At 61.0% G+C, this 13828-nt stretch carries 12 protein-coding genes; 8 read left to right on the forward strand and 4 right to left on the reverse strand.

Going from position 1 to position 13828, the window contains the following annotated elements:
* Positions 1-46: 46 nt before the first annotated feature.
* The 5 genes from DWW03_RS09315 to rimI all read left to right on the forward strand — a co-directional run bounded on the left by DWW03_RS09315 (position 47) and on the right by rimI (position 6958).
* A complete protein-coding gene (locus DWW03_RS09315; RefSeq protein ID WP_022061158.1) occupies positions 47-2170 on the forward strand; it encodes a glycogen debranching enzyme N-terminal domain-containing protein in 2124 nt (707 codons plus the stop codon).
* A gap of 170 nt (positions 2171-2340) precedes the next feature.
* Positions 2341-3660 carry a glycosyltransferase family 4 protein gene (locus tag DWW03_RS09320; protein WP_022061157.1) on the forward strand — a complete coding sequence of 440 codons (1320 nt, stop codon included), beginning with the start codon at positions 2341-2343 and terminating at the stop codon, positions 3658-3660.
* Between the two features lie 8 nt (positions 3661-3668).
* On the forward strand, positions 3669-4886 hold the full coding sequence (locus tag DWW03_RS09325) for a glycoside hydrolase family 57 protein (RefSeq protein ID WP_022061156.1): 1218 nt from the start codon (positions 3669-3671) through the stop codon (positions 4884-4886).
* Between the two features lie 126 nt (positions 4887-5012).
* On the forward strand, positions 5013-6488 hold the full coding sequence (locus DWW03_RS09330; RefSeq protein ID WP_022061155.1) for a RimK family protein: 1476 nt from the start codon (positions 5013-5015) through the stop codon (positions 6486-6488).
* The gene (rimI, locus tag DWW03_RS09335) at positions 6485-6958 is read left to right on the forward strand and encodes a ribosomal protein S18-alanine N-acetyltransferase (RefSeq protein ID WP_022061154.1); all 474 of its coding nucleotides are present in this window, start codon (positions 6485-6487) and stop codon (positions 6956-6958) included. Before DWW03_RS09330 ends, rimI begins: the two co-directional genes overlap by 4 nt.
* Here rimI and DWW03_RS09340 read toward each other — a convergent pair.
* On the reverse strand, positions 6930-7277 hold the full coding sequence (locus tag DWW03_RS09340; RefSeq protein ID WP_044054728.1) for a winged helix-turn-helix transcriptional regulator: 348 nt from the start codon (positions 7275-7277) through the stop codon (positions 6930-6932). The genes rimI and DWW03_RS09340 overlap by 29 nt on opposite strands.
* 166 nt (positions 7278-7443) lie before the next feature.
* On the opposite strand from DWW03_RS09340, the gene DWW03_RS09345 reads away from it, so the two are divergent.
* Positions 7444-7971, forward strand: a complete 528-nt coding sequence (locus tag DWW03_RS09345; RefSeq protein WP_022061152.1) for a DJ-1/PfpI family protein — start codon at positions 7444-7446, stop codon at positions 7969-7971.
* Positions 7972-8144: 173 nt separating this feature from the next.
* On the opposite strand, the gene DWW03_RS09350 is transcribed toward DWW03_RS09345, so the two are convergent.
* The 3 genes from DWW03_RS09350 to DWW03_RS09360 form a co-directional block, all read right to left on the reverse strand.
* Positions 8145-9059 carry an AraC family transcriptional regulator gene (locus tag DWW03_RS09350; RefSeq protein WP_015546504.1) on the reverse strand — a complete coding sequence of 305 codons (915 nt, stop codon included), beginning with the start codon at positions 9057-9059 and terminating at the stop codon, positions 8145-8147.
* Positions 9060-9124: 65 nt separating this feature from the next.
* The gene (locus DWW03_RS09355; RefSeq protein ID WP_015546505.1) at positions 9125-10003 is read right to left on the reverse strand and encodes a YegS/Rv2252/BmrU family lipid kinase; all 879 of its coding nucleotides are present in this window, start codon (positions 10001-10003) and stop codon (positions 9125-9127) included.
* Positions 10004-10011: 8 nt separating this feature from the next.
* Complete coding sequence (locus DWW03_RS09360) at positions 10012-11022, reverse strand: FAD:protein FMN transferase (protein ID WP_022061151.1); 1011 nt, start codon at positions 11020-11022, stop codon at positions 10012-10014.
* Positions 11023-11212: 190 nt separating this feature from the next.
* Between DWW03_RS09360 and rpsO the strand changes: the two genes are divergently transcribed.
* Positions 11213-11485: a 30S ribosomal protein S15 gene (rpsO, locus tag DWW03_RS09365; RefSeq protein ID WP_015546507.1), complete on the forward strand. Its 273-nt coding sequence runs from the start codon at positions 11213-11215 to the stop codon at positions 11483-11485.
* Between the two features lie 93 nt (positions 11486-11578).
* On the forward strand, positions 11579-13822 hold the full coding sequence (gene pnp, locus DWW03_RS09370) for a polyribonucleotide nucleotidyltransferase (RefSeq protein WP_015546508.1): 2244 nt from the start codon (positions 11579-11581) through the stop codon (positions 13820-13822).
* The last annotated feature ends 6 nt before the right edge of the window (positions 13823-13828 follow it).

The following is a 13828-nucleotide window of genomic DNA, read 5'->3' on the forward strand; positions in this document are numbered from 1 at the left end:
CGAAAATTTCAATATCTTTAAAGGACGAACCGTATTTTTTAGCGATATGTCAGCACTTACTTTCGACAAAAGCGAATTGGGCAATCTGGAGTACTCGCTCCAGCGCGAAATGCTCGCAACGGACCGTATCGGCGGCTATATGAGCACGACCATCGTCTGCTGCAACACCCGCCGTTACCACGGCCTGATGGTGGCCCCGATCGACGACAGCGACCGGACCTACGTCCTGTTGTCGGCGCTCGACGAAACGATCATCCAGCACGACCAGACGTTCAACCTGGCGCTGCACCGTTTCCAGGGGACCTACGAGCCGCGCGGCCACAAGTACATCACCGATTTCGAGTACACTCCGACCCCAACGATCACCTATCGCGTAGGCGGCGTGATCCTCAAGAAGGAGATGCTCTGGATTCACAAGCGCACGCAACTGATGATCCGCTACACGCTCGTCGACGCCCATTCGGAAACGCGCCTCCGGCTGCGCCCGTTCCTCGCCTTCCGCGACAAGCATGCGCTGACGCATGCCAACATGGAGGCCGACGGGCACTCCTATCCGGCCGTCAACGGCGTGAAATGCCGCCTCTACGGTTCGTTTCCGTGGCTGTATCTCCAGACCAGCAAACCCGGCGCGGAGTTCGTGCCCGCGCCCGACTGGTACTACAATTTCGAATACCGGCAGGACATCGCCCGCGGCTACGACGGCTACGAGGACCTGATGACCACGGGCTATTTCGAAACCGAGCTGAAGAAGGGCGAGAGCATCATCTTCTCGGCGTCGCTCGACGAAATGGGCTCGACGAAAACCATCGAGGAGGTCTTCGGCGGCTCCATCGCGCGCCGCACGCACAAGATCGACTTCATCAGCTGCCTCGAACACTCGGCGCGGCAGTTCGTGATCCGCCGCCCGGGCAACCGGACGGAGGTGGTCTCGGGCTATCCGTGGCACGGGGTTTCGGGCCGCCAGACCTTCGTCTCGCTGCCGGGCATCACCCTGTGGCAGAACCACAAGGAGGACTGCATCGACGCCCTCGACACGCAGGTGCGCGGCATGCAGGACGGCATGTTCGCCGGGAACGCTTCGGCGGCAGCGGCCGCGGACGCCCCGCTGTGGTTCTTCTGGACCCTTCAGCGGCTCGAAGCGCAGATCGGCGCGAAAAAGATCTGGAAACACTACGGCGAGGCCATGAAGCAGGTGCTCGAGTCGTACAAACGGGGCGTCGCGGGCCGTGTCGCGCTCAACGACAACGGGCTGGTGTGGGCCTCGTCCGACGAGGTTCCCCTCACGTGGATGAACTCCGTGATCGACGGCCGTTCCGTCACCCCGCGCAACGGCTATCAGGTGGAGGTCAACGCCTTGTGGTACAACGCCGTCCGCTACGCTCTCCGGCTGGCCGGCGAGGCGGGCGACACGAAGTTCGTGAAGGCGTGGGAGAAACTGCCCGAACGCACCGCGGCGTCGTTCAACGAACTCTTCCGCCTGCCCAAAGGCTACCTGGCCGACTGCGTGGGCTGCGACGGCGCCAACACGGACATCCGCCCGAACATGATCGTCGCCTGCGGGCTGCCCTACAAGATGCTCGACGAGCAGACCCAGCTGGAGGTGATCCGCACAGTGCGGCAGCACCTCCTCACGCCGAAGGGCCTGCGCTCGCTCTCGCCCCGCAACCCGCTTTACAAGGGTTCGCAGGAGGGTACGCCCGCCGAACGCGACTTCGCGGGCAAGAACGGGTCGGTATGGCCGTGGCTGCTGTCGTTCTACGTCAGCGCCTGCTTCGACATCGACGGCGACGCCTTTCTGCCGCAGGCCGAGGAGATTCTCGCCGGATTCGAGGAGGACATCCAGACCTACGGCATCGGTTCGATCGGCGAACTGTTCGACGCCGATCCTCCGTTCGCGCCGCGCGGAGCCATTTCGCAGGCGTGGAGCGTCGCGGCCGTGCTGGACATCTACGGCATGATCCTCGCACGCAAACCGAAAGAGACGCCCGGAAAGTCGGAAAAACCCACAAAAAAAGCGAATCCGAAGACTGCGAAGGCCGCAAAAAACGTTGGTAAGGAGAAGGTTGCCGCGAAGGCCGCGAAGGCCGTGAAACCCGCGGCAAAGGCCGCCGCGAAGAGGACGGCCGCCAAAAAGACAACGAAGAAGAAAACGACGGAAAAAACGAAATAACGAATACGGCCCGGGCGCACAATGTGAAAGAGAGTTGTGCCGGATGGCGAGGCTCCTTCCGAGGGGAGGGGTTCGAAGCGGAATCTGACTTACGGACACGGCCGGGCGCCGTGAAGGGATGCGGAGAGGAAGCGCACAGGCGGCAAAATGAAACAACAAAAAGATAAGGTATGAGAGTTTTAATGTTCGGATGGGAGTTTCCGCCCCACATTGCAGGCGGGCTGGGAACGGCCTGCTACGGAATGACCCGCGGACTGGCGCGCAACGGCGTAGACGTCACTTTCATCGTCCCGCACGCCTACGGCGACGAGGACCAGCGTTTCACGCACGTCGTGAACGCCAGCGACGTGGAGGCCTTGTACGGTTCGACGGGCAGCGGCGCGGACGACATTCTGGAGAAGATGTCGTTCATCCACATCGACTCGAACATGGTCCCCTATATCTCCCCCGAGGAGTACGAGTCCTACCACGAGCAGTACGTCAAGTCGGGGCGGAAGACCTGGTCGACGACCGATGCCTGGAAACAGCGCTACACCTTCTCGGGCAAGTACGGCGCCAACCTCATGGAGGAGGTGGCGCGCTACGCCGTGGTCGCCGCGCAGGTGGCCAGGGACCTCGAAGGACAGTTCGACGTGATCCACGCCCACGACTGGCTCACCTACTACGCGGGCATCGCCGCCAAACGCGTCTCCGGGAAGCCGCTGGTGGTGCACATGCACGCCACGGAGTACGACCGCTCGGGCGAGAACGTCAACACGCAGGTCTACGCCATCGAGCGGGCCGGCATGCACGCCGCCGACCGCGTGATCGCCGTTTCGAACCTCACGCGCAACATCGTCATCAACCGCTACGGCGTTCCCGCCGAAAAGATCGTCACGGTGCACAACGCCGTGCGCTTCGCCCAGAACAGCGGCAAGGTTCCCGAGCGGGGCGTCACCGACAAGGTCGTGACCTTCCTGGGACGCATCACCTACCAGAAAGGCCCCGACTACTTCGTCGAGGCGGCCGCCAAGGTCCTCAAGCGGATTCCCGACGTGCGGTTCGTGATGGCCGGCTCGGGCGACATGATGAACCACGTCATCCGCCGCGTGGCGCGGCTCGGCATCGCCGACCGTTTCCACTTCACGGGGTTCCTCCGCGGGGAGGACGTGCACAAGATGTTCCAGCTGTCGGACGTCTACGTGATGCCCTCCGTCTCGGAGCCTTTCGGCATCTCGCCGCTGGAGGCGATGCGCTCGAACGTCCCGGTGATCATCTCCAAGCAGAGCGGCGTGGCCGAAGTGCTGGACTACGCCGTGAAGGTGGACTACTGGGACGTGGACGCCCTGGCCGACGCCATCTACGGACTGATCAAATACCCCGCCCTGTCGGGCATGTTCGCCTCGAAGGGTCTCGAAGAGGTGACCAACCTCAAGTGGAACGACGCCGCGGCGAAGATCAAATCGGTGTACGAAGCCGTGATCGAAGAGAATAAGAAACAATTAAAATAGCAACCCGCATGAAAACCGTCTGTCTTTATTTTCAGGTGCATCAGCCCTGGCGTCTGAAGAAATACCGCTTCTTCAACATGGGCAAGGACCACAACTACCTGGACGACCTCATGAACCGTTCGATCATGCAGAAGGTCGCCCGCCAGTGCTACCTGCCGATGAACGCCCTGCTGCTCAAGCTCATCAGGGAGAACAAGGGCAAGTTCCGCTGTTCGTTCTCGATCACGGGCATCGCCATCGAACAGTTCCGCGCCTTCGCCCCCGAAGTGCTCGACTCGTTCAAGGAGCTTGCCGCGACGGGCTGCGTGGAGTTCCTCGCCGAGACCTACTCCCACTCGCTGGCCTCGCTGGCTTCGAAGGAGGATTTCACGGAGCAGGTCAAACTGCACACGAACCTTATCAAAAAGGAGTTCGGGATGAAACCCACCGCTTTCCGCAACACGGAGCTGATCTATTCGGACGAGATCGGCGCGATGGTCGCCGGCATGGGCTTCCGCACGATGCTGGCCGAAGGAGCCAAGCACGTGCTGGGGTGGAAATCGCCCAACTACGTCTACGCCAACGCCATCGACCAGAAACTGCGCCTGCTGCTGCGCAACTACAAACTCTCGGACGACATCGCTTTCCGCTTCTCGAACAAGAGCTGGGACCAGTGGCCCCTGACAGCCGACAAGTACGTGCAGTGGCTCGCCTCGGACGAGACGCCGGGCGAGGTCATCAACCTGTTCATGGATTACGAGACCTTCGGCGAGCATCAGAACGCCGACACGGGCATCTTCGAATTCATGCGCGCGCTGCCCAAGGCGATCCTCGCCAGGAAGAACGGCCTGGAGTTCGCCACGGTGACCGAGGCCGCGAAGAAGCACCAGCCCGTCGCCGTGCTCCACTGTCCGCACGTGATGTCGTGGGCCGACGAGGAGCGCGACGTGACGGCCTGGCTGGGCAACGAATTGCAGAACGAGGCTTTCTCGAAGCTCTATGCCCAGAAGGAGAAGGTCGCGGCGCTGAAAAATCCCGATTTCGATTATGTCTGGAGTTTCATGCAGACCTCCGACCATTTCTACTACATGGCCACCAAGTGGCTGTCGGACGGCGACGTGCACTCCTACTTCAACCCCTACGATTCGGCCTACGACGCCTTCATCAACTACATGAACGTCCTCTCGGACTTCATCATCGAGCTGGACAAGGCGGTGGCTGCCAAGGCGGCGAAAAAACGGGCCTGACGCCCCGACGGACAACCAGAAAACGGGTCTCTGCGGAGGCCCGTTTTTTTATTTCGCAAAACGGCGCGCGGCATGTACAACGGATGCTTTATTTGCTTACATTTGGCGCATCGAAAACACACATGCATGAATAGCGTCTTCATCCTGCTGAACAGCCTCAACGACTGGAAACCCTACTGCGAAACCGATTCGCTGATGACCGTCACCGACTACCTCGAACACCGTTACGGGGAGCGGACGCCCAAGCTGGTCATCAACTTGAGCGACGAATACGGCTACAACTCCGAAGGCTACTACTGCTCGCTGCTGGCCCAGGCCCGGGGACACCGGGTGCTGCCGGGCGTCGAGACGCTCAACAAGCTCGAATCGGGCGCCGGAATCCGCATGAACCGCAACCTGCAACAGCTCTGCCAACAGTGGATCGAACGCAACCGCATCACCGACGAAACCTGGCAGCTGAACATCTACTTCGGAACCTGCCGCGAGAAGGGTCTGGAGAAGATCGCGCGGTTCATCTTCGACCACTACCCCTGCCCGATCCTGCGCGTGACGATGAACAACCACGCCCGCAACCAGATCGAGTCGGTGCAGGCCCTTTCGCTGCGCCAGCTCTCGGAGAGCGGGCAGGACGATTTCGCCAATGCGCTCGACTGCTTCAACAAGAAGGTATGGCGCTCGCCGCGCTCGGCCAAGCCCGCACGCTACAACCTCGCCATCCTCTACGACCCGGACGAAAAATTCCCGCCCAGCGACAAGGACGCCCTCAACAAGTTCCTCGAAGTGGCCCGGAAAATGAACATCCACGCGGAGCTGATCACCGAGGAGGAAGCCACGCGGCTGATGGAGTTCGACGCGCTGTTCATCCGCGCCACCACAGCGCTCAACCACTACACTTTCCGCCTCGCGCAGCGTGCCGCGATGAACGACATCGCCGTGATCGACGATCCCGAGTCGATCATCCGCTGCACGAACAAGGTCTACCTCTGCGAGCTTTTCGAAAAGGCCCGCATCCCGGCCCCGGCCTCGCAGCTGCTGTTCCGCAGCAACGAATACTCCTTCGGCGAGATCAGCGAACGCCTCGGCGCGCCCTTCATCCTCAAGATTCCCGACGGATCGTTCTCGGTGGGCATGCACAAGGTGGCCAGCGACGAAGAGCTGCGCGCGGCGCTCGACGAGATGTTCCGCCACTCGTCCGTGCTGCTGGCCCAGGAGTTCATCCCCACGGAGTTCGACTGGCGGATCGGCCTCCTGGACGGCGAACCGTTGTTCGCCTGCAAATACTACATGGCCAAGGGCCACTGGCAGATCTACAACCACGCCCACGACGACACAGGCCGCAACCTGTGCGGCGCATGGGAGACCGTACCCATCTACAAGGCGCCGCAGAAAGTGCTCGACACCGCCGTAAAGGCCGCGGCGCTGATCGGCAAGGGATTGTACGGCGTGGACCTGAAACTCATCAACGGCAGGGCCGTGGTGATCGAGATCAACGACAACCCGTCGATCGACCACAAAGTCGAGGACGCCGTGCTGGGCGACGAACTTTACTACCGCATCCTCAACCACTTCGTCCACTGCCTCAACCGCCTCCACGCGCAATGAACCCCGCAGTCGGAATACGTCCCGCGACGGCCGGGGACCTCGACGCCGTGGAGTGCGTCGAGCGGCGTTCATTCCCGGAAGGGGAGGCCTTCACGCGGCGGCAGCTGCGCTACCTGCTGACGCATGCGCAGGGAGCGTCCTACGCCGCCACCCGCGACGGTGCGGTCGTCGGCTACATTTCATTGCTGATGCGGCGCACGGCGCAAAACCTCCGCATCTACTCCGTGGCGGTGGACCCCGCGGCGCGCGGCTGCGGAGCCGGACAGGCGTTGCTGGACGCCGCTATCGCGCTGGCCCGGCGGCTCGGACTGCGTGAAGTGACGCTCGAAGTGCGCACCGATAACGACTCTGCCATAAGGCTTTACGCCCGCAACGGCTTCCGCCCCGGAAAACTGCTACGCGGCTACTACCCCGACGGCACGGACGCCCGGCGGATGTCGTTCAAGACCTCCTGCGGCCGTCCAGAATAGCCTCCTTGTTCGCCTCGGCCCATTCCACCAGTCCGAAAATATGCGGCAGAAGACTCCCGCCCCGCTCCGTAAGACGGTATTCCACCCGCGGCGGAACCTCGGCGTAGACTTCGCGGCGGATCATTCCGTCGGTTTCGAGCATCCGCAGCGTGACGGTCAGCATGCGGTGCGAAATGTCGCCCAGCGTGCGGTGGATCTCGCTGAAACGCATCACGCCGTTGGCATTCAACGTCAGCAACACCAACATCGACCACTTGTCCCCCAGGCGGCACAGCACGTCCCGGACCGGGCAGGAACCCGTGGGCGTGAAATTTTTCAATTTTTTCTCCGGCTCCATCCGTTTGGTATCCAGCAATGGTTACACGTATGTAACCATCTCATTTTTAAGTGCGTTATTGTTTTTACGGGCTGTTTGCCCTATCTTTGTACGCAAAGATAACAAACTTACCGAAAATAACCATTGTATCACTAAACGAATTGCAATCATGGCAAAAAAAGCAGCTGTCGTGGCCGTGAATCCCGTGAACGGGATGGGCCTGTTCCAGTATCTGGAAACGTTTTTCGAAAACAAGATTCCCTGCACCGTGTTCGCCGTGGCCGAAAGCCGCGAGATCCGCACCAACTCGGGCATCGGCCTGACGGCCGACGACGTGATCGCCAACCTCAAGGGTCACGAAGAGGAGTACGACGCTCTGGTGTTCGCCTGCGGCGACGCCGTGCCGGTCTTCGCGCAGCATGCCGGCGAGCCTTGGAACAGGGACCTGATGGAGGTGCTGAAAACCTTCGGGGAGACGGGCAAACCGATGATCGGCCACTGCGCCGCAGGGATGATGTTCGGATTCGCAGGCGTCGCCGCCGGACGGCGCGTCGCCGTGCACCCGATGGCCAAGGCCGCCGTGACGGGCCCCGTGGCGACGGACGCCCCGTTCGAAATCGACGGCAATTTCTTCACCGCGCAGGAGGAGCACGCCATCCCGGCGATGATCGGCCGCGTGGTCGAAGCGCTGAAATAGCGGCGTGTCATAGCGGACACCCGCGAGCCGCCACCTGAAAAACAAGGTTCGGTTTTTTGATTTTAGAGGAGCGGATTTTATCCTGACACAGTTCGACCCGGACGGGACATACAAACGTATTTTCCGTTCGGGCCGGACAAGGCAGGACGGAAGAGGCCCTGTAAAATCGAAAACTATCCTTTCCGCTTGTAACGCGAGGGCGAGGTTCCGGTGTGCTGTTTGAAATACTTGCCGAAGAAGGACTGCGTCGAGAAATTGAGGTGGTAGGCGATCTCCTGAATGCTCATTCCGGAATACTTGAGCAGGGCCTTGGCTTCGAGGATCACCGACTCGTCGATCCACCGCGCGGCGGTCTTGCCGCTCACCTCCTTCACCACGGACGAGAGGTATTTGGGCGTGATATTGAGCTGCTTGGCGTAGAAGCTCACGTTGCGCTCCCTCTTGTTGTACTGTTGCAGCAGCGACATGAACTCGTCGAACAGCACCTCGCAGCGCCCCTGCTTCATCTCGCCGGGCTGCTCGCGCTGGTTGATCTCGGTGATGATGTAGAACGCCGTGGTGAAGAGCGTGCGGATGATCTCGTGGCGGTAACGCTCCTTGTCGCTGCGCAGCATGGTCTTGATGAGCTGGAACAACTGGCGGATTTCGTCCACGTCCTGCGGCGTGACCTCCAGCACGGGGGCCTTGCCGAAGCGCATGTAGACCGGCAGCGAGGTCGAGAGGTCGATCTGGATCTCGTTGACGAACGATTTCGAGAAGGCCAGCAGGTAGGCCGCGGCGTTCGACGAACACTTGATTGTGCGGATGATCGAATCGGGGTTGAAAAAGACGATCGTGTTGGGCTTGATGCTGTAATTCTGCATGTCGATCGACACGGTGGCCTCGCCCGTCATCATAATGATGGCCGTAAAGCCGTCGATCGAGGTCGGATAATCGGCCGTAGTATTCTTGTCGGCCGTGAGTGCGGAAATCACCAGATCGTCCGAAAGGTAAAAGACGTCACTCATCTCCTTCTTGATCCGGGAGATGGAGACCTTGCGCAAACTTTCGCGTCCTCCGCTGCGCGCCGTTTTGCCGTTATCCGCCATATCGTCGTAATTTTTCCGACAAAAGTATGAATTTTCGCAGAATCAAACAAGCCGGACCGTAAAAATCAGAAATTGCCCGAGGCCTGTTTGGCGCACATCACGCGCAGGCCGCCCGCCAGACACTCGATGTGCAGCGGGAATTCGGCGCCCTTCTGCCCGTCGACGTCCGTGGGTTCGTTGACCGACGAACGGATGTCGATCCGCCGCGCCCGGAGGTGGCGGACGATCTTCGGGCTGCCGCCCGCCAGATAGCGGCACATGGCCAGCGTCGAACGAAAGAAATTCTTCTTCTCCAGCAGGATGCAGTCGAACAGCCCGTCCTTGATCGACGACCGCCGCGCCAGGTGGAAACCGCCCGCCGTCTCGCCGTTGAAGATCAGCACCATCAGCGACCGCAGGTCGAACCGCTCGCCGTCGGCCTCGATCTCCAGCGGCACGGCGTGCATCGTGCGGAACTCCTTGACCCCCTCGATGATATAGGCCAGCTTGCCGATCTTGTGCTTGCGTTCGTCGGGCGTGCGCTGCGAGGTGGTCGTGAAGATTCCGAACGAAAAGATATTGACGAAATACAGGTCGTTCACCCGGCCTACGTCGACCCGGTCCACAGCCCCCGAAGCGATCTGCCGCGCCGCTTCGAGCGGCTCGCGCGACATGCCGACCGCCCCGGCGAAATCATTGGCCGTACCGGCCGGAATCACGCCGATGGGAATGTCCAGCCCCTTGCGTTTCATGGCGTTGACCGCATAGTTCACCGTGCCGTCGCCGCCGGCGACGACCATCAGGTCGATGGTCTCGTTGCCGTCGAACGGATTGGCCGTAAAGTCGATCCGCTGCGGCGTGACGTCGTAGCCGTAGGCCTGAAAAATCGTACTGATGCACCCGACGTTGCGGGCGATTTTGCCCTTGCCCGATTCGGGATTGTAGAGGAATACCGCTGTTTTCATTTATCTCGCTATTTCAGAATCAACGCTTCCATGGCCGGCGAGACGTACTCCTCGTACTCTCCGCCGTCACCCGCCAGGATGAAGTACGCCTTCACGCCGGGCATCCGTTCCACGGCCGCCAGCGCATCGTCGGCGCCCATCGCCAGAAACATGGTCCCCAGCGCGTCGGCCTCGGCGCAGGTCGGAGCCGCGACGGTCACCGACAGCAGGCGCGACAGGGCGCTGCGCCCCGTGCGGGGGTCGATGGTGTGGGCGACCTTGTTGCCCTCCCCGTCGAGGTAGAAACGGCGGTAGTTGCCCGAGGTGGCCAGCCCGCCGCCGGTCATCTGAATCCGTTTCTGGAGGTATTCACCGTCCGACATGTTGCCGTCGAAAGGCGTTTCGACGCCGATGCGCCACGCCCGGCCCTGCCGGTTGAGTCCCCGGCAGCGGACCTCGCCGCCGATGTCGACGATGTAGTTTTCAGCCCCGTATTTCTCGACCAGTCCGGCCAGCAGATCGACCGTATAGCCTTTCGCCACGGAGTTGAAGTCCAGCTGCACGCGCGGATCGTCCTTCACCAGCCGCCCTCCCTCGACACGGACCTTTTCGCGGCCCACGAATTCGAGGATCGAATCGACGTTCGGGTTTTCGACGCGCTCCCGGCCGGCGAAGCCCCACGCCTCGACCAGCGGCTTGACGGTCACGTCGTAACGCCCGTCGCTCAACGCGCCGATGCTGTCGGCCAGATGCAGGTTGAAGGCGATATGACGGTCGACGCTGTCGGTCTCGTTGCGGTTCAGACGGCTCACAAGCGACGTCGAATCGTAAATCGACATCGACGCCTTGGCCTCGCGGTCCAGCTCCATGACGGCCGCATAGAGACGCTGCCGCGAGACGCCCTTCACGTCGGCCACCACATGCAGCGTCGTGCCGAGCATCGTCCCGTCGACGGTGACGAAATCCGGCTCGCTCCCGCAGCCGCACAACACCGCGGCGACAAGCGCGGCGAAAGTTCCGCGCACACCCGTTTTCCCCATAATTTTCACTTGTTTAGCCGCAAAAATACGATTTTCTCGATTAATTTGTTATTTTTAGACGCCAAATTGAAAATAATTGTGAATTATGAATTATGAATTATGAATTATTTCGTACCTTTGCGGAACGCTCTGGCGTTATCCACGGTAAGGGGGATGCGTCGTAGAGTGGAACGTAAAATAAATTTACACAATGGCTTATTTAACAGCTGAGAAAAAGCAGGAGCTTTTCGGCCAGTACGGCAAGTCTAACACCGACACGGGTTCGCCCGAAAGTCAGATCGCGTTGTTTTCCTACCGTATCAGCCACCTTACGGAACACCTCAAAAGCAACAAGCACGACTTCGGAACCCAGCGCGCACTGCTGCGCCTGGTCGGCAAGCGCCGCGCGTTGCTGGAATACCTGAAGGAGGTCGACATCGAGCGCTACCGCGCAATCGTGAAGACGCTGAATCTCCGCAAGTAGTCCCGAGGAAGAAATGGAGGCAATTCCCGAGAGGGGTTGCCTTCATTTTCGTTGCGAAAAACAATTCGAAAACATTATAGGTTTAAAATTTTTATGGAAGAAAAGAAGCTGTACAACGCAGTCCGCAAGATCATCACGCTGGCCGACGGTCGCCAGATCGAGATCGAGACGGGCAAACTGGCCAAGCAGGCCGACGGCTCGGTCGTCGTCAAGATGGGCGACACGATGCTGCTCGGAACCGTCGTGGCCGCAAAGGATGCAAAACCCGACACCGATTTCATGCCCCTCCAGGTCGAATACAAGGAGAAGTACGCCGCCGTAGGCCGCTTCCCCGGCGGTTTCATGAAGCGCGAAGCGCGCGCCAACGACAGCGAGGTGCTCGTCGCCCGCCTGATCGACCGCGCCCTCCGGCCCCTGTTCCCCGCGGATTACCACGCCGAAGTCTACGTGACGGTCAACCTCATCTCGGCGGACAAGGATATTCAGCCCGACGCGCTGGCCGGTCTGGCCGCCTCGGCGGCGCTGGCCGTATCGGACATTCCCTTCGGCGGCCCCATCTCGGAGGTCCGCGTCGTACGCCGCAACGGCGAATACGCCATCAACCCCACCTATTCGGAGATGCCCGAATGCGACCTGGACATCATGGTCGGCGGTACGATCGACAACATCCTGATGGTCGAGGGCGAGATGAAGGAGGTTTCGGAAGAGGTGATGCTCGGCGCCATCAAGTTCGCGCACGAGGAGATCAAGAAGCACTGCGCCGTACAGATCGAGCTGTCGAAGGAGTTGGGCAAGGACGTGAAACGCACCTACTGCCACGAGGTCAACGACGAAGAACTGCGCCAGACGATCATCAGAGAGCTTTACGACAAGGCCTACGCCATCGCCACGAGCGGCACGATGAAGCACGAGCGCGAAGACAAGTTCAACGCGCTCGAAGCCGAGTTCGCAGCCCGCTATTCGGAAGAGGAGCTGATCGAGAAGGCGCCGCTGATCCACAAATATTTCCACGACGACGTGCAGAAGAAGGCCATGCGCAACATGATCCTCGACGAAGGCGTCCGTCTCGACGGCCGCAAGACCGACGAGATCCGTCCGATCTGGTGCGAGGTGGGCTACCTGCCCGCAGCCCACGGCTCGGCGATCTTCACCCGCGGCGAAACGCAGTCGCTGACGACCGTTACGCTCGGCACGAAACTCGACGAAAAGGTCAAGGACGAGGTGCTCGTGCAGGGTACCGAGCAGTTCGTGCTCCACTATAACTTCCCGCCCTTCTCGACGGGCGAGGCCAAGGCCGCCCGCGGCCTCTCGCGCCGCGAAATCGGCCACGGCCACCTGGCATGGCGCGCCCTGAAGCCGATGATTCCGCTGGGCGAGGACAACCCCTACGCCGTGCGCGTCGTGTCGGACATCCTCGAGTCGAACGGCTCGTCGTCGATGGCCACGGTCTGCGCCGGAACCCTCGCGCTGATGGACGCCGGCGTGAAGCTCCGCAAACCCGTGTCGGGTATCGCCATGGGGCTGATCTCCGATTCCGAAACCGGCAAATGGGCCGTGCTGTCGGACATCCTGGGCGATGAGGACCACCTGGGCGACATGGACTTCAAGGTGACGGGAACCAAAGACGGCATCACCGCCACGCAGATGGACATCAAGGTCGACGGACTCTCCTACGAGGTGCTGGCCGCCGCGCTGGAGCAGGCACGCAAAGGCCGCATGCACATCCTCGGCAAACTCACCGAGTGCATCGCCGAGCCGCGCGAGGACTACAAGCCCTGCGTGCCGCGCATCGTGCAGATCGTCATTCCGCAGGATATGATCGGTCCGGTTATCGGCCCGGGCGGAAAGGTGATCCAGGACATCCAGAAGACCACCAACACCACCATCACCATCACGGAGGTGGACAACAAGGGCATCGTGGACATCTTCGGCATCGACAAGGAGGCCCTCGACGGAGCGCTGGCCCGCATCAAGGCCATCGTAGCCATCCCCGAAGTGGGCGAGACGTACCACGGCAAAGTCCGCTCGATCGTCGCCTTCGGCGCGTTCGTCGAGATCATGCCGGGCAAGGACGCCCTGCTCCACATCTCGGAGATCGACTACAAGCGCTTCGAGACCATGGAGGAGACGGGTCTGAAAGAGGGCGACGAGATCGACGTCAAGCTGATCGGCGTAGACCCCAAGACCAACAAGCTCAAACTGTCGCGCAAGGCGCTTCTGCCCAAGCCCGAAGGCTATGTGGAGCGTGAGCGCCGCCCGCGTCCCGAGCGCGGTGAGCGTGGCGAACGCCGCGACCGCGGCGAACGCCGGGAGCGCCACGAGCACAAAGAGGAATAAAAAGAC

It is taken from the genome of Alistipes sp. AF14-19, from assembly GCF_003461645.1.
GTDB classification, from domain to species: domain Bacteria; phylum Bacteroidota; class Bacteroidia; order Bacteroidales; family Rikenellaceae; genus Alistipes; species Alistipes shahii.